The organism is Micromonospora sp. NPDC049523, assembly GCF_040676775.1.
Classification (GTDB): domain Bacteria; phylum Actinomycetota; class Actinomycetes; order Mycobacteriales; family Micromonosporaceae; genus Micromonospora_G.
In genome coordinates, this window is sequence record NZ_JBFAPP010000010.1 from 13790 (window position 1) to 32620 (window position 18831).

17 protein-coding genes are annotated in these 18831 nt (G+C 71.7%); 3 read left to right on the forward strand and 14 right to left on the reverse strand.

What is annotated here, in order from left to right; genetic code table 11:
• Positions 1-34 precede the first annotated feature (34 nt).
• The 10 genes from AB0J90_RS17275 to AB0J90_RS17320 form a co-directional block, all read right to left on the reverse strand.
• Positions 35-1666: an aldehyde ferredoxin oxidoreductase N-terminal domain-containing protein gene (locus AB0J90_RS17275; RefSeq protein WP_363596872.1), complete on the reverse strand. Its 1632-nt coding sequence runs from the start codon at positions 1664-1666 to the stop codon at positions 35-37.
• The gene (locus AB0J90_RS17280; protein ID WP_363596874.1) at positions 1657-2952 is read right to left on the reverse strand and encodes an L-fuconate dehydratase; all 1296 of its coding nucleotides are present in this window, start codon (positions 2950-2952) and stop codon (positions 1657-1659) included. The genes AB0J90_RS17275 and AB0J90_RS17280 overlap by 10 nt, the downstream gene beginning before the upstream one ends.
• A complete protein-coding gene (locus AB0J90_RS17285) occupies positions 2949-3782 on the reverse strand; it encodes a fumarylacetoacetate hydrolase family protein (RefSeq protein ID WP_363596876.1) in 834 nt (277 codons plus the stop codon). The genes AB0J90_RS17280 and AB0J90_RS17285 overlap by 4 nt, the downstream gene beginning before the upstream one ends.
• A complete protein-coding gene (locus tag AB0J90_RS17290; protein WP_363596878.1) occupies positions 3779-4615 on the reverse strand; it encodes an amidohydrolase family protein in 837 nt (278 codons plus the stop codon). The genes AB0J90_RS17285 and AB0J90_RS17290 overlap by 4 nt, the downstream gene beginning before the upstream one ends.
• Positions 4612-5634 (reverse strand): aldo/keto reductase, encoded by a 1023-nt coding sequence (locus AB0J90_RS17295; RefSeq protein ID WP_363596880.1) that lies wholly within the window; start codon positions 5632-5634, stop codon positions 4612-4614. Before AB0J90_RS17295 ends, AB0J90_RS17290 begins: the two co-directional genes overlap by 4 nt.
• A complete protein-coding gene (locus tag AB0J90_RS17300; protein WP_363596882.1) occupies positions 5631-7187 on the reverse strand; it encodes a sugar ABC transporter ATP-binding protein in 1557 nt (518 codons plus the stop codon). The genes AB0J90_RS17295 and AB0J90_RS17300 overlap by 4 nt, the downstream gene beginning before the upstream one ends.
• Positions 7187-8170, reverse strand: a complete 984-nt coding sequence (locus AB0J90_RS17305) for an ABC transporter permease (RefSeq protein WP_363596884.1) — start codon at positions 8168-8170, stop codon at positions 7187-7189. The genes AB0J90_RS17300 and AB0J90_RS17305 overlap by 1 nt, the downstream gene beginning before the upstream one ends.
• On the reverse strand, positions 8167-9243 hold the full coding sequence (locus tag AB0J90_RS17310; protein ID WP_363596886.1) for an ABC transporter permease: 1077 nt from the start codon (positions 9241-9243) through the stop codon (positions 8167-8169). The genes AB0J90_RS17305 and AB0J90_RS17310 overlap by 4 nt, the downstream gene beginning before the upstream one ends.
• The gene (locus AB0J90_RS17315) at positions 9240-10325 is read right to left on the reverse strand and encodes a mandelate racemase/muconate lactonizing enzyme family protein (protein ID WP_363596888.1); all 1086 of its coding nucleotides are present in this window, start codon (positions 10323-10325) and stop codon (positions 9240-9242) included. Before AB0J90_RS17315 ends, AB0J90_RS17310 begins: the two co-directional genes overlap by 4 nt.
• Before the next feature lie 97 nt (positions 10326-10422).
• A complete protein-coding gene (locus tag AB0J90_RS17320) occupies positions 10423-11478 on the reverse strand; it encodes a sugar ABC transporter substrate-binding protein (protein ID WP_363596890.1) in 1056 nt (351 codons plus the stop codon).
• A 155-nt stretch (positions 11479-11633) separates the two neighbouring features.
• Between AB0J90_RS17320 and AB0J90_RS17325 the strand changes: the two genes are divergently transcribed.
• Positions 11634-12311 (forward strand): GntR family transcriptional regulator, encoded by a 678-nt coding sequence (locus AB0J90_RS17325; protein ID WP_363596892.1) that lies wholly within the window; start codon positions 11634-11636, stop codon positions 12309-12311.
• 123 nt (positions 12312-12434) lie between these two features.
• Positions 12435-13130: a GntR family transcriptional regulator gene (locus tag AB0J90_RS17330; RefSeq protein WP_363596894.1), complete on the forward strand. Its 696-nt coding sequence runs from the start codon at positions 12435-12437 to the stop codon at positions 13128-13130.
• A 100-nt stretch (positions 13131-13230) separates the two neighbouring features.
• On the opposite strand, the gene AB0J90_RS17335 is transcribed toward AB0J90_RS17330, so the two are convergent.
• A complete protein-coding gene (locus tag AB0J90_RS17335) occupies positions 13231-14832 on the reverse strand; it encodes an FAD-dependent oxidoreductase (RefSeq protein ID WP_363596896.1) in 1602 nt (533 codons plus the stop codon).
• 178 nt (positions 14833-15010) lie between these two features.
• On the reverse strand, positions 15011-15595 hold the full coding sequence (locus AB0J90_RS17340) for a sigma-70 family RNA polymerase sigma factor (RefSeq protein WP_363596898.1): 585 nt from the start codon (positions 15593-15595) through the stop codon (positions 15011-15013).
• Positions 15596-15674: 79 nt separating this feature from the next.
• Between AB0J90_RS17340 and AB0J90_RS17345 the strand changes: the two genes are divergently transcribed.
• Positions 15675-16439: a zf-HC2 domain-containing protein gene (locus tag AB0J90_RS17345; RefSeq protein ID WP_363596900.1), complete on the forward strand. Its 765-nt coding sequence runs from the start codon at positions 15675-15677 to the stop codon at positions 16437-16439.
• A gap of 43 nt (positions 16440-16482) precedes the next feature.
• On the opposite strand, the gene AB0J90_RS17350 is transcribed toward AB0J90_RS17345, so the two are convergent.
• Together AB0J90_RS17350 and AB0J90_RS17355 are read right to left on the reverse strand one after the other, a co-directional pair.
• Positions 16483-18513, reverse strand: a complete 2031-nt coding sequence (locus tag AB0J90_RS17350) for a cytochrome c oxidase assembly protein (protein ID WP_363596902.1) — start codon at positions 18511-18513, stop codon at positions 16483-16485.
• On the reverse strand, positions 18510-18701 hold the full coding sequence (locus AB0J90_RS17355; RefSeq protein WP_363596904.1) for a hypothetical protein: 192 nt from the start codon (positions 18699-18701) through the stop codon (positions 18510-18512). The genes AB0J90_RS17350 and AB0J90_RS17355 overlap by 4 nt, the downstream gene beginning before the upstream one ends.
• Positions 18702-18831: the final 130 nt, after the last annotated feature.

Here is an 18831-nt window from a genome sequence, read left to right on the forward strand (position 1 = left end):
CAACTACCTTCTCTCGTACGTCGACCCGGGCCGCTCAGGCGAGCCCGGTGAATCCCAGTTCGCGGTGCAGTTGCGCCACCGCCCGGCTGAAGGCGGCCCGGTCGAGGACCGCGCCGAGGTACCGGCCGGCGGCGACCGGCTCGGTGAAGAACCGGTCCGGCAGGGTGTCCGCGTCCAACCCGATGCCGAGCCGTTGGTTGATCTCGCGTTGCAGGAGCAGCCGCCGCGCGCCGAGCGCCAGCACGTCCGGCCGTTCCCCGGTGACCGCCTCCACCAGGTCCTCGACCAGGTCCAGGGTGAGCGGTCGGGTGGGCGTCGCGGCGAACGCGCAGACGCCGAGGGCGTCCAGCCCGCTCCAGAGCCGCAACAGCGCGGCGGTACGACCCACGTCCAGTTCGCCCCGGGGACGCGGCACGGTCGCACCGAGCCGGCGCAGCTCCGGATAGCTGTGCGGCAGCCCCTCCTCCGGGTCGAAGTCGAGGTCGTGTTCGACGATGTCGTAGCGCGGTCCGATCGGGGCGACCGCGTAACCGAGGCCGAGGTTCGGTTGCACCCTCGGGTCGAACGGCGGCAACTCCACGCCCTTGCTGGTCATCGCCGTCGCCGGGTTGGCCCGCGCCGACCCCTCGCCCAGCGGATGACCGCCGGCCGCGATCCGTTCGACCACCGCCGGCACCTCCGCCGCCGGTATACCGGCCGCCGCGAGGGTGCCGCCGAGTGACACCGGGTCGAGCCCGAGTTGCAGGCAGCGGGTGTGCAGGGCCCACGGGTCGGTGGCGCCGAGGTTCGGCCCGAGCATCGCCAGCGCCTCCTGGTGCAGCCCGGCTCCGGCGTACACCTTGATGCAGTCGGTGGGGCAGCCCGGACAGGTCGCCACCCGGTCGGGTGCGGGCGCGGTGCCCACCCCGCCCCGGCTGACGGTGTCGGCGAAGTTGGCCACCGGGGCGTAACCCGGCTCGGCGTCCCAGACCCCGAAACCGGGCAGTCCGTGCTGCCAGGCGGTCAGCGAGTTACCGGGTTGCGCGGCGGCGTACCACTCGGAGAGGCGGCGCAGCGCCTGCGGGTCCGCGACCGGCACGGGAGCCGGACCGGGTACGCAGACCACCGCCTTGACGTTCTTCGCCCCGAGTACGGCACCCAGGCCCAGCCGGGGCAGCGGATGGTCCCGGCAGGTGACGATCGAGGCGTACCGTACGCCGTTCTCGCCGGCCGGTCCGACCACCGCCACCGCGGCGCTGTCGCCGTACCTGGCGAGCAGGGCGTCCGTGGCGGGACCGGTTTCCAGGCCCCACCACTGATCGGCCGGTTCCAGCCTGGCCCGGCCCCCTTCGACCACCACGCAGACCGGCTCGGGTGCCCGCCCGTACAGCATCACCCCGGTGACCCCGGCGGCCCGCAGCCCGGCGGCGTACGGGCCCTCGGCCCGGGTCTCGGCGATCCCGCCGGAGAGCGGGGAGAGCCCGATCGCGGCGCACCGCGCCAACCCTGGCCCGGACACCCCGGCCACGGTGCCGGCGACCAGGGCCAGCGGCGCGTGTGCCGGCTCGGTCGGGCCGGTGACCAGGCGCCGGAACAGCTCCAGCACGGCGACCGGTCCGCCGAAGCCCCCGGCCTCGCGGACCGGGAAGCTGTCGCCGGTGTCGAGCTCGACGTGGATCAGGACCACGCGGGCCCGTCCGGGTAGCGGTACTCGGCCAGCGTCTCCGGTCGCATCTGCGCCGAGAAGCCCGGCAGGCTCGGTGCCCGGTACGCGCCGTCGACGATCACCACCGGATCGACGAAGTGCTCGTGCAGGTGGTCGACGTACTCGATCACCCGGTCGGTGAGCGAGCCGGAGACGGCGACGTAGTCGAACATGGACAGGTGCTGGACCATCTCGCACAGCCCCACCCCACCGGCGTGCGGGCAGACCGGTCGACCGAACTTCGCGGCCAGCAGCAGGATCGCGATGTTCTCGTTCACCCCGGCGACCCGGCACGAGTCGATCTGTACGAAGTCGACCGCGTCGGCCTGGAGCAGCTGCTTGAACATGATCCGGTTCTGCACGTGCTCACCGGTCGCCACCCGGACCGGTCCACCGTCGGGGGTGGCGTGGGCCAACCCGCGCCGGATCGCCGCGTGCCCGAGCACGTCGTCCGGGCTGGTCGGCTCCTCGATCCACCACGGGTCGTACGGGGCCAGCGCGGCCATCCAGTCGATCGCCTCGGCGACGTCCCAGCGCTGGTTCGCGTCGACCGCGATCCGGATGTCCGGCCCGACGACCTGCCGGGCCAGGGCGAGCCGGCGTACGTCGTCTTCCCGGTTGCCGCCGACCTTCAGCTTGATCTGCCGGTAGCCGTCGGCGACCGCCTGCTTGGCCAGCCGGGTGAGCTTCGCGTCGTCGTAGCCGAGCCAGCCCGGCGAGGTGGTGTACGCCGGATAGCCGCGCCGTTCCAGTTCGGCGGTCCGCTCGGCCCGGCCGGGCAGGGCCGCCCGGAGGATCTCCAGCGCCTCGTCCGGGGTGAGCGCGTCGGTCAGGTAGCGCCAGTCGACCAGGTCGACGATCTGCTCCGGGCTCAACTCGGCGAGCAGCCGCCAGACCGGCTTGCCGGCGACCTTGCCGGCCAGGTCCCAGGCGGCGTTGACCACGGCGGCGGTGGCCAGGTGGATGACACCCTTCTCCGGGCCGAGCCAGCGCAGTTGCGAGTCGTGGGTGAGCCGCTTGGCGAACTCGCCCAGGTCGTCCACGGACTGGCCGACGATGAACGGGACCAGCGCGTCGATCGCCGCCCGGCACACCTCGTTGCCGCGCCCGATGGTGAAGGTGAAGCCGTGGCCGTCCACACCCGCGTCGGTGTGCAGTACGACGTACGCGGCGGAGTAGTCGGGGTCGGGGTTCATCGCGTCCGACCCGTCGAGTTCACGGGAGGTCGGGAAGCGGATGTCGTACGTGTCGACCCCGGTGATGATCACGCGGCGTCCTTCACGGCCGAGCGCTGCCGCCCGAGCCCGTCGATCTCGACCTCGACCACGTCGCCGTCGCCCAGGTACGGGAACCGCCCGGAGAACGCGACGCCCTCGGGCGTGCCGGTGCTGATCAGGTCACCCGGGTCGAGCACGGTGTACTGGGACAGGTGCCAGACCAGGTACGCCACGTCGAAGATCATGTCGGCGGTGACGGAGTCCTGCCGGGCCTCGCCGTTGACCCAGGAGCGCAGCCGGAGCTTGCCCGGGTCGCCCACCTCGTCCGGCGTGACCAGGTACGGCCCGAGCGGGTTGAACGTCTCGCAGGACTTGCCCTTGGACCACTGTCCACCGGAGACGGCGAACTGGAAGTCGCGCTCGGAGACGTCGTTGGCGAGGGTGTACCCGGCGATGTGGCCCAGCGCCTCCTGCGGCGAGGACAGGTAGCGGGCGGTCTTGCCGATCACCACGGCCAGCTCCACCTCCCAGTCGGTCTTGGTCGAGCCGCGCGGTACGAGCACGTCGTCGTACGGTCCGACGAGCGTGTTCGGTGCCTTGTAGAAGACCACCGGGTACTCCGGGCTCGCCGCCCCGGACTCGGCCGCGTGCGCCGCGTAGTTCAGCCCGACGCAGAGCACCACGCCCGGTCGGGCGATCGGTGCGCCGATCCGCAACCCGGTGATGTCGATCTCCGGCAGTCCGGCCACGTCGGTCACCCCGCCCGTGGCCAGGAACGCGCCGTCGATGTCCCCCGTGATGCCGGACAGGTCGAAGTAGCGACCGTCCGTGTGGGCCACCGGGCGCTCCGCGCCGAACGGACCCACCCGCATGTACTTCATTCGATCTCCAACTTGTAGGTGCTGATCGCCGTGGTGGCGAAGATGCCGTCCGGAGTGCCGCCGAGAATCTGCTCCAGCGCGTCGCGTACCTGGGTGTAGGTGGCGACCAGTTCGCAGACCGGCCAGTCCGAGCCGAACATGAGCCGGTCCGGCCCGAACAGCTCGACCGCGCTCGCCACGAACGGGCGCAGGTCCTCGACCGTCCAACCTGCCTGGTCGGCCTCGGTGACGAGGCCGGAGAGCTTCGCCACCACGTTGGGGCAGGCGGCGACGGGCGCCGCCAGGGTGCGCCACTGGTCCAGACCGACGGCGCCGGCCGCGATCCGGGGCTTGCCGAGGTGGTCGAGCACAAAACGGGAGTCCGGCAGCGCGGCGGCGGCCCGCGCCACCGCCGGCAACTGCTCGACCCGCACCACCAGCTCGTTGACCAGGCCGGCGTCGGCGATCGTACGGAGTCCGGCACGTACCTCGGGTCGGTCCAGGTAGTCGTCGTCGGGCTGGCCCTGCACCTGGTCGCGGATGCCGACGAGCAGATGCCCGCCGGTGCCGGCCCGGTGTCCGGCGAGGGTGCCGGTGAGGTCCGGGTCGGTCAGCGACGCCCAGCCGACCACCCCGGCGATCTCCTCGGTGGCGGCGGCGGTCGACAGGAACTCGGTGGTCTCGGCGGCGTCACCGCGGCCCGCCTCGACGAGTACGGTCCGGTCCACGCCCGCCGCCCGCAGGTTGCCCCGCAGGTCCTCCACCCCGTAGTCACGCCGGATCCGGGTCAGCGCCGGGTCGGCCAGCCACGCGTAGTCGGCGGTCCAGAGGTGCTGGTGCGAGTCGACGATCACGGCGTCGGCACCTCCTCCGGCAGCAGCCCGGAGTCCTTCAGGTCACGCCAGAGCGCTGCCGGGATCGGGTGGGCGAACATCTCCGCGGCGTCGGTCACCTCGTCCGCCGAGCGGGCGCCGAGCACGACGCTGGCGATCGCCGGGTGGCCGAGCGGGAACTGGACCGCGGCGGCCCGCAGCGGCACCCCGTGCTTGGCGCAGACGTCCTGGATTGCCAGTGCCCGGTCCAGCAGTTCGGTCGGCGCGGGCAGGTAGTCGTAGGTGGCGCCCGGTTTCGGGTCGGCGAGCAGGCCCGAGTTGTAGACGCCTCCGGCGATCACCGAGACGCCTCGCTCGACGCAGAGCGGCAGCAGTTCGGCCAGGCCGGACTGGTCGAGCAGGGTGTAGCGGCCGGCGAGCAGGACGGTGTCGAGGTGACCGGTGCGGACGAAGTCGGCGAGCATGTCGGCCTGGTTCATGCCGACCGACACCGCACCGATCCGACCCTCCTCGCGCAGCGCCACCAGCGCCGGCAGGGCACCGGCGAGCGCGTCGGCGTAGTGGTCGTCGGGGTCGTGGACGTGCAGCACGTCGGCCCGGTCCAGGCCGAGCCGGTCCAGGCTCTCGGCGTACGACCGGCGCGTGCCGTCGGCGCTGAAGTCCCAGGTCGGCGTCAGGCCGACCGGCTCGGCCCAGATCTCGTCGTTGTGGTCGACGGCCGGCTCGCTGCGGTGCCGGCCACCACCGCGCGGCTGCTCCGGCCCCGGCACCAGGATCCGGCCGACCTTGGTGGAGAGCGCGAACTCGGCCCGGGGCTTGCCGGACAGCACCGCGCCGGCCCGCTGCTCGGAGAGGCCGGCGCCGTAGAGCGGTGCCGTGTCGAAGTAGCGGAAGCCCAGCTCCCAGGCCCGTTCCAGGGTGGCGGACGCCTGCTGCGCGCCGACCGCCCGGTACAGGCCGCCGAGTGGGGCGAGACCCAGGCCGAGGCGGGTCACTTCGACCCCGGTGCTGCCCAGTCGGGTCCGTTCGAATGGATTCACGCGGCTGACTCCCCTGCTGCATCGGGCCGGTCCGGGCCGGTTCCCGTCTGCTCCCGGGCCGGTCCAGCGTGGATCATCCGGATGATCGCCTGACTCATCCGGCTGTAGTCGTGGTCGTTGGCGAGTTCACCACGAACGGTGAAATCGTTCATCACCGCGACCCGGTCCGCCAGCGTCACGATCTCCGGCAGGTCGGAGGAGATCAGCAGCAGCGCCATGCCGGCGCCGGCCAGTTCGGCGATCAGCTCGTGGAAGGCGGCCTTGGTGCGTACGTCGATGCCGACGGTGGGCTCGTCCACGACCAGGATCTCGCACTGGGCGGCGAGCCACTTGGCCAGGCTGACCTTCTGCTGGTTGCCGCCGGAGAGCTGGCCGGCGAGCTGGCGCGGGGAGGCGGCCCTGATCCCGAGGCGTTCGGTGTACTCGGCCACCACCTGCCGTTCGGCCGGCTCGGTGACCAGCCCGGCGCGGGCGATCCGTCGCCAGATCGTGACCCCGATGTTGCGGGTGATCGGCTGGTCGAGGAAGACACCCTCTTCCTTGCGGTTCTCCGTGACGTACCCGATCTTGTAGCGGTGCAGCGCCTCGCCGACCGTACGGATGCGTACCGGCTTGCCGTGCACCTCGACCGTGCCGGCGGTGATCCGGTCCAGGCCGAGCAGGGCCTTGGCCAGTTCACTGCGGCCGGCACCGACCAGTCCGTACAGTCCGAGGATCTCGCCGGGGCGGACGGCGAGCGAGATGTCGCGGTGCCCGCCCGCGGTGCTGACCCCGGTCAGCCGCAGGGCTGGCGGGGTCTGCGGGTCGACGTTGCGCTCGGCCAGCGTGACCGACGCGTACGCCCGCCCCACCATCAGGTCCACCACCTGGTCCTGGCTGTACGACGACAGCGGCTCGGCCTCGGCCACGCTGCGGCCGTCGCGCAGCACGGTGACCGTGTCCGCGACCGCGAACACCTCTTCGAGTTTGTGGCTGACCAGCACCACCGCCTGCCCGCTGTCGCGCAGTTTGCGGACGATGGTGTACAGGCGGTCGGCTTCGTCGCCGGTCAGCGAGGCGGTCGGCTCGTCGAGCAGCAGCACCTTGCTGTCCAGGCTGAGCGCCTTGGCGATCTCGACCAGTTGCCCGTGCGCCACCGAGAGGTCGGCGACCGGGGTGTCCGGGTCGAGGTCCAGGTCGAGCAGGTCGAGGCAGCGTCGCGCCTCGGCCCGCATCCTGGCCTTGTCCACCACACCGAAGCGGCGCGGCAGGTGGTGCAGCACGATGTTCTCCGCGATGGAGAACGCCGGGATCAGGTTCCGTTCCTGGTGCACCACCCCGATGCCGGCCCGCTGGGCGTCCAGCGGTCCGGTGAGCTGGAGTTCCTTCCCGTCGAGCACGATCGTGCCGCCGTCGGGGCGGTACACCCCGGTCAGCAGCTTGACCATGGTGCTCTTGCCCGCGCCGTTCTCACCCAGCAGCGCGTGTACGCTGCCCGCCGCCAGCCGCAGGGTCGCGCCGTCCAGCGCGCGTACCCCCGGGAACGTCTTGACCAGGCCCTCGGCCGTGAGCATCACGACGACCTCCGCAACAGCTTCTGCCGGACGGTGCCGAGCAGCACCGCTCCGAGGACGACCGCGCCGACGATCAGGTCGATCCAGCGCCGGTTGATGTCGAACTGGGCCTGCAACACGTCCACCAGCCGGACCAGGAACGCGGCCAGGCAGGTGCCGGCGACGCTGACCGCCCCGCCGGTGAGCGCCACCCCGCCGATGATCGGCGCGGCGAAGCTGGGCAGCAGCAGGTCGTCGCCGATGCTCGAGTTGACCGAGCCGGACGAGGCGACCGTGATGACCGCGGCGACCCCGGCGAGCAGCCCGGACAGGGCGTGCGCGATCACGATCGACCGGTCGTTGGAGATCCCGGACAGCCGGGCGGCGAACGGGCTCCCGCCGCTGGCGAGCAACTGCCGCCCGGTGACCGTACGGGCGAAGAAGAAGGCGACCAGGGCGGCGACCGCGAGCGCGACCAGGAACACCACCGGCAGCCCGAGCACCGAGGCGCGACCGAACTCGCGCAGCCCCGGCGAGTAGCCCTGGTAGGTGTCGGGGCCGTTCACCCCGTACCGGAGTCCCTCGATGATGGTCATGGTGGCCAGCGTGACGATGAAGCCGTTGATCCGGGTGAAGACCACCAGCGCGCCGTTGACCATGCCGGCGATCAGGCCGACCGCGAGCGCGACCAGCACCGCGAGCGGCGCGGGCAGCCCCGCCTCGACCATCGCCCAGGCGGCGACCATGGCGCAGAAGCCGGTGAGCGCGCCGACGGACAGGTTCATCTGGCCGATCGCCAGCACCACCATCTGGGAGAGCCCGATGACGATCGGCACGGCCAGGAACCGGAAGAACGCGCCGAGCGTGCCGGCCGAGAGCAGGTTGCCGCCGGTGGCGACGGCCAGGGCGACGAACCCGACCAGGGCGATCACCGCCAGGGTGAACTCGGGCCGCCGGGCGAGCGAGCCCCACCGTGAGGTCTTCTCCTCGTAAAGCAAGCTCATGCCCGCACCCCCCTACGTTCGGCGAGCACGTGGCGTACCCGGTCCAGCGAGAGCGCGACCAGCAGCACCAGCCCGATGTAGAGCTTGAGCTGGTCGAGCTGGAACTGCAGCAGGTTCAGTCCCTTGTAGATGACCTGGGTGAGGGTGGCGCCGAGGACCGTACCCAGGATGCTGACCGCACCACCGGCGAGCAGCGTGCCGCCGAGCACCGGTCCGAGGAACGACGGGAGCAGGAACTGCTCACCGATGCTCGCGGAGAAGGCGCCGTTGTTCGCCGCGAGCAGGAAGCCGGCCAGGCCGGCGAGCAGGCCGGACAGCGCGTGCGCCTGCACCACCCGGTTCTTGGTCGGGATGCCGGACAACTCGGCCGCCTTGGCGTTGGCGCCGGTCATCAAGATCTCCCGGCCGAGCCGGGCGTACCGGAACAGCAGCCCGACCGCGAGCGCCGCGACCAGCGCGAACGGTACGACCAGCGGCACGTTCGGCCCGCACACGTTGCCCATGCAGTAGTCGGCGAAGGTGTCGTTGCGCAGCGCGGTCATCGCCGCCGGTTGGCCGCTGAAGGCGACGCCGTCGGTGAACCGGGTGTAGAGGATCGTGATCAGACCGATCATGGCGAAGTCGAGCGCCAGCGTGACCACGAACGAGTTCACCCCGGTACGCGAGATGATCAGCCCGGCGAGCGCGCCGAGCAGGGTGCCGACGGCCAGTCCGATCACCAGCCCGACCAGCAGCGGTACGCCGAGCCGGTCGTACGCCAGCCCCATCGCGAAAGCGCTCATCGCGGCCATCCGGCCGACCGCCATGTTCATGTGCCCGAGCGAGAGCACCATCAGCTGGGCCAGCCCGACGACGGCGTACACGCTGATGTCGGCCTGTAGCGGCACCAGGGTGAGCGCGGTGTTGAGGAACGCCGGCCGCAGCACGCTGAACAGCACGACCAGCGCGATCAGCAGGACGACCAGGCCGAGGCGCGGGTTGGCCCAGAGCGGGAGGCCCGGCGGCTTGCGAGGCGCCGGAGGCTCGGCCGCCGACGGCGCCTCCGGTGCGACCGTGGTGGTCTGATCACTCACTGGACTCTCCGGTTGTCGATCGCGTCGCGGTCCCAGTCGATGCCGAGTCCGGCGGTGGTCGGCGGCAGCGCGTGCCCGTCGACGACGTCGATCTCGCGCCCGGTGATCGCGCGCAGTTGCGGGATGTGTTCCAGGTAGCCGCTGTTGGGCACCGCGCAGCAGAGGCTGACGTGCAGTTCCATCAGGAAGTGCGGGCAGACCGTGACGTTGTACGTCTCGGCCAGGTGCGCGACCTTCAGCCAGGGGGTGATGCCGCCGATCCGGGCGACGTCTACCTGGACGATGCCGGCGGCTCCCCGGTGCAGGTAGTCGCGGAACTGGCCGATCGAGTACATCGACTCGCCGACCGCGACCGGGATCGAGGTGGCCTCGGCGAGCGCCCGGTGGCCGGAGACGTCGTCGGCGGGCATGGGTTCCTCGAACCAGTACGGGTCGGAGGGCTCCAGCAGCCGGGCCCGTCGGATCGCCTCGGCGGCGGTGAGCGACTGGTTGGCGTCGAGCATGAGGTCGAATTCGGGGCCGACCTCGGCGCGGACCGCGGCTAGCCGCTCGGCGTCCTGTACCGGGGACCGGCCGATCTTGAGTTTCGCACCGGGCCAGCCGGCGGCCTGGCTGGCTCGCGCCCCGGCGATCAGTTCGTCGGTGCTCAGGTGCAGCCAGCCGCCCTCGGTGTCGTAGAGCGGGATGCGGTCCTTGGCGCCGCCGGCCAGCACCCAGAGCGGTTGGCGGGCGTCGCGGCACCGCCAGTCCCAGAGCGCGGTGTCGACGGCGGCGAGGGCGAGCGACGTGATCGCGCCGACCGTGGTGGCGCGGGTGGCGGCGAAGAGGTCCCGCCACACCGCTTCGACCCGCCGGGGGTCCGCGCCGACCAGTCGGGGCACCAGGTAGTCGCGCAGCAGCGCGAGGACCGCGGTGCCACCGGTGCCGATCGTGTACGCGTAACCGGTGCCGGTCCCACCGTCGTCGGTACGGATCTCGACGAAGATGGTCTCCTGTTTGAGGAACGACTGGACGGCGTCGGTGCGTACGGTCTCGACCTCGAGGTCGACGAGGTACGCCTCGGCGTGGGTGATCGCGGGCAACGAGGCTCCTTCGAGGGGGGGCGAACGCGCCGGTTTCCGGGGTGGAGCGCGTTCGACTACCGGGCCGGCCAGCGGTCGCGCTGGCCGGCCGGGTCGACTACTGGCAGGTCAGGTACTGGCTGTCGAATGCCTTCTTCAGCTCGTCCGTCTTGGCCTGCCGGTCGGTCTCGTAGTTGTCCACGTTGGCCTTGGTGACCACGAAGGACCCGGAGTCGATGACCACGCCGGGCTTGCTGACCGTGCAGCCGCCGGAGAGCTTGGTCAGCGCGTACGACCCGACGGACGCCTGCCCCACCGGGTTCTGGAGCACGGTGCCGGCGACCGAGCCGTCCCGGATGCCGGCGAGGATGGTCTGGTCGTCGTCGATCGCGATCACCTTGATCGGCAGCTTGGCCTGCTTGACGCCCTCGGCGGAGGCGACGGCGGGGTTGTACGCGGTGTTGACGATGCCCTGGATCTGGGTGCCCTTGGCGGCGAGCAGGTCGGCGACGGCCTTCTGCGCGCTCTGCAGGTCCTTGTCCACGTCGGTCACGGTCTGCACCAGCTTGACCTTGCCGCCGGTCTCGTCGACCGCCTTCTGCACGCCGGCCATCCGGCGCTGGGTGTTCGAGTCGACCTTGTTACCGGTCAGGTGGACCAGGTTGCCCTGCCCGCCGATCGCCTCGATCGCCGCCTGTCCCGCCTTGTACGCGGCGAGTTCGACGTCGGTGGAGAGGCAGAAGTCGGCCTTGTTGACGTCACCGGCCGGGCAGGAGGCGAGCGAGGCGACCGCGAAGCCCTGGCCCTTGAGGTCCTCGAAGGTGGCGTTGATGTTCTCCGGGGCGACCCCGAAGATGCCGAAGGCGTTGTAGCCCTGGGCCGCCAGTGCCTTGAGCACGTCGTTCTGCTTGGTCTGGTCCCAGCCCGAGGTCTCGTTGAACGCGACGTCGGCCACGCCCAGGTCGGTCTTGACCTTCGCGGCCGTGTCCTTCCACGGCTGGAAGTAGGGGTGGGCACCGCCCGACACGAGGGCGATCTTCACCTGGTCGGCCGCCCGCGTGGTCGCGCCGGCCGCCTCGTTCTCACTTTTCTTGGTGCATCCGGCGGTGGCCAGGGTGCCGAGCACCAGGATGGCAGCCGCGGCGCCGAGCCGAGTCAACGGGCTCCGATTCATGACCGCACCTTTCGCGCATATCGTGGATCCTATAGGATGTATCATGGATGTTTAGTCGATCACACTCGCTCGCGTCAAGGCTTAACCTCGAAGAAACATGCCGTCGTTACCAAGGCGTGTCGGGCCGAGCGCGGGGGCACCGCAGGAGGAGACGGATGGTCAACCCGCAGCCGGTCCGTCCGCTACGCCGGTCCACCCTCGGCGAGGACGTGTACGAGACGCTCAAGGTCCTGGTCCTGGAGCACACGCTGTCCCCCGGCGACCGGATCAACATCGATGCGCTCGCCCGTGACCTGGCCGTCTCCCCCACCCCGATCCGCGAGGCGCTGGCCCGACTGGAAGCCGACGGGCTGGTCCGCAAGCGTCCGCTGGTCGGTTACACGGTGAGCCCGCTGCTGACCCGGGCCGAGTTCACCCACATGTTCGAGATGCGTTCGCTGCTGGAAACCGCCGCCGCCCGGTACGCCGCCGAACGCGCGAGCGACCAGCTCCGCGCCGCGATCTGCACCGAGGCCGCCACCACCGTCGGCACCGACGACGGCGACCCGGAGGGCTGGCACTGGCACGCCGCGTTCACCACGCTCGACGCCCGGTTCCACGAGCTGGTCGCCACCGCCGCCGGCAACCCGTTGCTGGCCGACGGCATCGCCCGGTTGCACGCCCACCTGCACCTGCACCGCCGCTACTTCCCCTACGCGGAGACCGGCACCACCGGCGCGGAGCACCAGCGGATCGCCGACGCGATCCGGGTCGGTGACCCGGACGCCGCCGAGGCCGCCATGCGAGACCACCTCGACCGGGCCCGGGAACGCCACCTGCCCGCCTTCGAATAGCCGGTCCCTATTGGACTTCCGGCAGGTGTCCGAACGCGACCCGATCGATCACGCACGATAAGGCCATCGTCGCTGGGCTATCCTCGTCATCTACGAGTTTCATCGCCCGGGCGGGAGACATCGATGGTCAATGCTCCGGTGCACCATGCGGGAAAGCCGGCCGGGCCCGCCGTACTGGTCCCCCTGCCCGCCCGGCAGACCCTGACCGAGGACGTCTACCAGGCGATCAAGCGGCTCATCATGGACCACGTGATCCCGCCCCAGGGCCGCCTCAGCATCGACCAGCTCGCCCGTGACCTGCGGGTCTCCTCGACCCCGATCCGGGAGGCGCTGGTCCGGCTGGAATCCGAGGGGCTCGCCCGGAAGGAACCGCTGCGGGGCTACTCGGTCACCCCGATCCTCACCCCGGCCCAGGTCGACGACCTGTTCGAGTTCCGCGGCCTGATCGAGCCCTGGGCCGCCGCCCGCGCGGCACAGCGACGCGACGAGGCCGGCCTGGACCGGCTACGCGCCGAAGTGGACTCGGTCAGCACGCTGCCGGCCGGCGAGAGCTACGCCGACTACCAGGACCTCGCCGGTCACGACGACCGGTTCCACCGCCAGATCGCCGAGTTGGCCGGCAACCACCAGCTCCTGCGCGCGTTTGCCCGTACGCACTGCCACCTGCACCTGTTCCGGCGCCGCTACACTGCCCCGCTGGGCAGCGCGACGGTCGCCGAACACCGGGACATCGCGGCGGCCGTCGCCGAGGGTGATCCGGATGGTGCGTACGCGGCGATGGAAGCGCACCTGGAACGGGCCCGGCAGCGGCTGACCTGAACGCGCGGGCGCCGGGCCGGGAGGCAATTCCTGCCTCGGCCGGCCCGGCGGCCACGAACCCGTCCCTCCCGGTCCCACGTCCGGGAGGGACGGTGTCGGGTCAGCTCGACATCACCCGCTGGTGCAGCGCGGTCACCACCGACCGGGCGGAGACGAACGCGCCGTGCTGCCACGCCGTCTCGTGGCTCAGCCAGTCACCGGCGAAGTAGACCCGCCCGGCCGGCTGGAGCAGCAGGTTGTAGCCGGCGGTGCCGTGCGGCGGTGAGGTCCAGGCGCCCTCCAGGTAGCGGGTACGGTCCCAGGCGTGCGAGAAGGAGGTGGCCAGCTCGCTGCGGTACTTCTCCCCGTGGATCTTCACGCCCTGGGCCACCGCCCGTGCCTCGCGCTGCGGCGGCGTCAGCGCGCTGTACGTCCGCGCGTTCGCGCCCGTGTTGTAGTAACCGACGATCAGGCCCCGCTTGCCGTGGAAGCCGTACGACGGGTACCAGATGTGCGACAGGTCCAGGTCGGTCTCGGTGATGCCGCCGTAGATCCGCTCGTCCGTCTCCCACCAGCGGCTGCGGTACTCCAGACCGATCTTGCCGGAGGCGGTGACCGGGAAGCTGGCCAGCGCGGCGGTCACGTTGGCGCCCAGGTTGTGCGGCACCCGCGCCATCAGGTTCGGCGGCAGCGTCCCCACGCAGTAGTCGGCCCGGATCGACTTCTCGTGCCGGCCCTGACGGTAGGTCACCTCCACCTCGTGGCCCCGGTTGGTCACGCCGGTGACCTCGGCGCCGAGCCGGATCCGGTGGTTGCCGACCGCGCGGCTGAGCGCCCGAGGGATCGCGTCCATGCCGTCGACCGGCTGGAACATCAGCATCGCCTGGTCGTAGCCGAGTTCGAAGGAGAAGTATCGCCCGACGTTGCTGGCGAACACGTCCGACAGCGGCGGCGGGGCGCCGAGCAGGGTGCCGGCGTCGTTGCCGGCGCCCGGATAGGCCGCGTAGCCGCGCCGGCTGGTGCCGGTGTACGCGAACCCGCTGGTACGCCCACCGATCGCACCGAAGCTCTGTAGGAACGACAGCAGGCGGGTCTTGTCCTCGGCGGTGAGCTGGGCGTCCAGTGCTCCCTGGTCGGTCGCCTTGGCCAGCAGTTCGGAGACGTAGCCGTACACGTCGGCCTTGGCGGTGCGGTAGCGCTGGGCCGAGGTCATCCCGGTCGCCTCGTTGTAGATCCGGGCGTCGGCGTTGGCGTTGGTGAACACCTCGATCGGCACCCCGAGCTCGCGGCAGTAGTCCAGGGTGACCATCCACTGCGCCAGCCGGCCGGGCCCGGCGTTGAGGTAGGTGCCGGAGGAGAACTTCGCCTTCTGGGTGTGCCCGTCCAGGTCGGTCTCGGTGTCGCCGCCGCGGATGGTGCGGTTACGTCCGCCGGCTACCGCGCGCGCTTCCAGGATCGTGCAGTCGTACCCGGCCTTGCCCAGCTCGTACGCGGTGGCCAGGCCGGCGATGCCGCCGCCGAGGATGACCACGCGCGCGGCACCGCGGCCGGTCAGGTGGAAGTCGGATCGCTCAGGTGCGCGGAACGCGGGCGCGGCCGACGCGGCGGTCGGCGCGAGTCCCAGCGCGCCCATGGTCGCGAGCATCGCGCCCGCTCCGCCGCTGGCACCGACCGCCCGCAGGAAGCCGCGCCGGTTCAGGGCGGGTTGCGTGTGGTGGCTCATACGTCCCCCTTTTTCAAGATCCGTGGGACGCCGAGTCTCTGCGCCGACTGTTACCGGCGAAGCGAAATGATGTTGCCACCGCATTTCGTTGATCTTCGATGTATGCGGTCATCGGGTTTCGATGGACGCGGGCCATCGCGGAACGCCGCGCTGGTGACGGAGGTGAGCCGGCGAAGTCTCAGCCGGTGACGCGTACGTGGTCGTCCGGGCCGCCCTGGGCCCGCATCGCGGCGACCAGATCGGCCCGCGCTCGCGCCACCCGGGACCGGATGGTGCCGACCGGGCAGTCGCAGACCTCGGCCGCCTCGGCGTAGCTCAGCCCGGCGACCTGGGTGGCGACGAACGCCTCCCGCCGATCGCGCGGCAGCGTACGGAGCAGCTGGTCGAGCACGACTTCCTCTTCGAAGCCGCCTCCCTGACCGGCCCTGGCGGCGTCGGCCGCCCCCTGCCAGTCGGCCAGCTCGGCGGTGCGCGGGCGGCGGACCAGTGCCCGGATGTGGTCGGCCGCCACCCGGCGCGCGATCGCCAGCAGCCAGGTACGCGCGGACGACCGGGCCGCGAACCGGGGCAGCGCCCGCATCGCCCGCAGGTACGTCTCCTGGGTCAGGTCCTCGGCGTCGCCGTGCCCGATCAGGTGGGTGACGAAACGATGCACGTCATGCTGGGTGGCCCGGATGAAGGCACCCGCCGCGGTCCGGTCGCCGGCCTTCGCGGCCAACGCCCAGCGCGTGATCTCGTCGTCGTCGGACCCGGTCGCAGGCATGTTGGAAGGTTAACCTGTGCCACCGCGGTTAGGGTTGCGGCAGCTCCATGGGAACTCGACGGATCCGGGGACCGACAATATGGGTGTGGGGTGTGAACAGTACCGGGAGGCGCTCTCGGCGTGGCTGGACGGCGAGGATGATCCCGCCGAGCGGCACGTCCTGGAGGCGCACCTCGGAGAATGCCAGGAATGCCAGTCTTGGGTTGATTCTGCCGCTTCGGTGACCCGGCTGGCCCGTACCAGTCTGGTCGGCACGGTGCCCGTACTCGACGAGCGTCTGCTCGCGGCGGCACCCGGTCCGGGCCGGCTCCGGCTCGCCATCACGCTGCGGATCCTGCTCGGCGTACTCGGCGGGGTGCAGTTCGTGCTCGGCGCGGCACAGATCGCCGGCATCGCGGGCACCCAGCACCTGCACAACCTCGCCGGCACCACCGTGCCGCCGAACCATCTGTGGCACGAGTCCGCGGCCTGGAACGTGGCGATCGGTGCCGGCTTCGGCTGGATCGCGCTGCGCCGTACCCGGCCGGTGGGCATCCTGCCCACGCTGACCGCCTTCGTCGCGGTGCTCACCCTGCTCTCCGCGAACGACATGATCGTCGGGCGGGTGGACGTCAGCCGGATCCTCAGCCACGGCTTCATCCTGGCCGGCTACGTGATCATCCTCGTGCTGACCCGGCCGGCGCTCGATCCCGGCGAGCCACCGCGACGGCGCGAGCCCGGCCCCTCCCGCTGGCGGGCCAGCTTCGACCCCGACGAGCCCAACGCCCCCGTGCCACCGCTGCGCCTGGTACGCAACCACCCCGGCCCCGCCCACGCTCGTCACCACGACCACCGCGCCGCCTGAGCAGCTACCCGCCGCACCGCGCCCGTTTCATCGCCGACTCGGGTCAACTCCCCGGTCCGCGGCCCTCCCGGCGGGCGGCCTCGGCCAGGAAGTTGTTGTAGCGAGCTAGCTCGTCCTCCTCGCCGCTGGCCTGCGCCCGGTCGGCGGCCCGGTCCAGTCGCGCCTGCTCCCGCTCGTCCGCCCGGATCCACTGCCGGACCAGCAGGATCATCACGATCGCAGCGGGCACCTCCCCGAACGACCAGGCGATGCCGGCACCGAGATGCTGGTCGGACAGGAGTGAACCGGCCCAGTCCGGATGGACGACGCCGTACCAGTCGGGGGCGATGACCGTGGTCGACTGCATCAGGATCACGCCCAGGAAGGCGTGGAAGATCATCGCCGCGAAATGGATGATCACGAGCAGTGGTTGCGGCAGCCGCCGACGCCCGGGGTCGATCCCGATCAGCACCCAGAACAGCAGGTAGCCGACCAGCACGAAGTGGGTGAGCATCGCCAGGTGCCCGAGGTGGTAACGCATCAGGGTGCCGAGCAGACCGCTGAAGTACAGGCCGTACAGGCTGGCGACGTAGAGGCCGAGGGCGACCAGCGGATGGGTCAGCACCCGCAGCACCCGGCTGTGGATCAGGATCAGCAGCCACTCCCTGGCCCCGCGCACCTGAGGGTCGGCCGGGCGGCGCAGCGCCCGCAGGGCCAGCGTGAGCGGAGCCCCGCCGACCAGCAGGATCGGCACCGCCATGGAGAGCACCATGTGCTGGACCATGTGCACGCTGAACAGCAGGTACGCGTACCGCGCGACGCCGAGGTTCGTGACCGCGGCGAGCAGCAGCATCCCGGCCAGCCAACTCCAGGTACGCGACCAGGGCCAGTGGTGCCCGCCGCGGCGCAGCCGCCGTACGCCGGCCAGGTAGGCGGCGATGCCGAACGCGGTCACCGCGAGGAAGAACATGTCCGGCAGTACCTCGCCGAGCATCCGGGCGGCGGTGGGTGCCGGCGGCATACCGAAACCGAGCAGTTCGACCAGCGGGTCCGGGCCGAGCGGGTTCACCGGTTGCGGGGTGGGGCTGCGCGACAGCGCCACCGCCAGGCCGAAGGTGGCCGCGAAGACGACCACCTCCCCGGCGGCCAGTCGGCCGAACGCCCACCCCGCCCCGGCCCGCAGGGCCGGCAGCGTACGGGCCCGGTGCACGGCGCCGATCCCGCCCAGCAGCAGTAGCGCGGCGATCTTCGCGAGCACCAGCCCGCCGTAGCTGGAGTGCCAGAGCTGCCCCCAGTCGCCCAGCCGCACCCAGGCGTTGGTCAGCCCACTGGCGGCCACCACCACGAAGCAGGCCAGCGCGAGCCGGCTGTAGCGGGCCGCCGCATCGGCCAGCAGCCGGCTGCGGCGCAGCATGAGCAGCCCGACCAGGCCACCGACCCAGACCGAGGCGGCGAGTACGTGCAGGGCGAGGCTGGTCACCGCGAGCTGATGGTTGCCGGCCCCGGCGGCGTGCCCGGTGAACGCCGGCGGCAGCACCGCGACCAGCGCCAGTACGGCCGTGGTCGCGGCCAGCGTCCGGGACACCCCGATCCGGGACAGTACGGCCAGCAGCAGCGCCAGCCCGGCCTGCAAGGCGAGTGCCCGACCCTGGCTGATCGAGGTGGCGAAGCTGAACACGGTGGCGGAGCGGAGCCGGTCGACCGGTTGGCCGAGCAGGTCGGAGACGGTCAGCACCAGCATGGTCGTCGCCGCCACCGCCCAGCCGACGGCCCACCCGGTGGCCCGGCGCAGCAGCAGGTAGCCGCGTGGCGAGACGCTGGGGCCGTCGCCGGGGAGCAGGAACGACGCGGTGACCAGCAGGCCGACGGTGACGGTGGCCAGCCCGTCCAGGGCGACCCGGACGATCGGCAGGGCCCACCGGGTGACCGGTCCGGCGTCGGGCAGGCCGGTGATGACGGTTCCGTCCAGCCCGCCGCCGTACCGCAGTGCCAGCACCAGTACCGCCAGCGCCGCCGCACCGGCCGACACGGGCAACCACCACAGCCGGGCACCGCGTGCCGGCGCGGACGTCACGGGTACGCCGTTGCCGCTCATCGGGTGGTACCGGTCAGTCGGCGGCGGCGTACCCGGATCAAGCCGGCGGCGACGGCGGCCAGGGTGACCGCGCCGGCCACCCACCACCACAGCGGTGTCGAACCGCCGGCCGTCGCGACCGGTGCCAGCAACGCCACCCGGATCACGACCCGTCGGCCCACCGACAACCCGGACCACGCCACCGTCATCCGACCACCCACCACCACCGACCCCGCTTCCACCGGCCCCGCTGACCTGGGTAGGTGGTCGTGCCGGCGGCACCGGGAGTTCCCGGACCACGGTGCGGGCCGCGTCACACCGGGCGGTACGCCCGAGGGT

What these genes read in the sequence shown, in the direction of transcription:
- AB0J90_RS17300 (WP_363596882.1), bottom strand. Translation starts at nt 7,187, where the DNA reads ATGCTCACGGCCGAGGGCCTGGTCAAGACGTTCCCGGGGGTACGCGCG.
- AB0J90_RS17330 (WP_363596894.1), top strand. Translation starts at nt 12,435, where the DNA reads ATGGTCAATGCTCCGGTGCACCATGCGGGAAAGCCGGCCGGGCCCGCC.
- AB0J90_RS17305 (WP_363596884.1), bottom strand. Translation starts at nt 8,170, where the DNA reads ATGAGCTTGCTTTACGAGGAGAAGACCTCACGGTGGGGCTCGCTCGCC.
- AB0J90_RS17320 (WP_363596890.1), bottom strand. Translation starts at nt 11,478, where the DNA reads ATGAATCGGAGCCCGTTGACTCGGCTCGGCGCCGCGGCTGCCATCCTG.
- AB0J90_RS17285 (WP_363596876.1), bottom strand. Translation starts at nt 3,782, where the DNA reads ATGAAGTACATGCGGGTGGGTCCGTTCGGCGCGGAGCGCCCGGTGGCC.
- AB0J90_RS17325 (WP_363596892.1), top strand. Translation starts at nt 11,634, where the DNA reads ATGGTCAACCCGCAGCCGGTCCGTCCGCTACGCCGGTCCACCCTCGGC.
- AB0J90_RS17355 (WP_363596904.1), bottom strand. Translation starts at nt 18,701, where the DNA reads ATGACGGTGGCGTGGTCCGGGTTGTCGGTGGGCCGACGGGTCGTGATC.
- AB0J90_RS17350 (WP_363596902.1), bottom strand. Translation starts at nt 18,513, where the DNA reads ATGAGCGGCAACGGCGTACCCGTGACGTCCGCGCCGGCACGCGGTGCC.
- AB0J90_RS17335 (WP_363596896.1), bottom strand. Translation starts at nt 14,832, where the DNA reads ATGAGCCACCACACGCAACCCGCCCTGAACCGGCGCGGCTTCCTGCGG.
- AB0J90_RS17345 (WP_363596900.1), top strand. Translation starts at nt 15,675, where the DNA reads ATGGGTGTGGGGTGTGAACAGTACCGGGAGGCGCTCTCGGCGTGGCTG.
- AB0J90_RS17340 (WP_363596898.1), bottom strand. Translation starts at nt 15,595, where the DNA reads ATGCCTGCGACCGGGTCCGACGACGACGAGATCACGCGCTGGGCGTTG.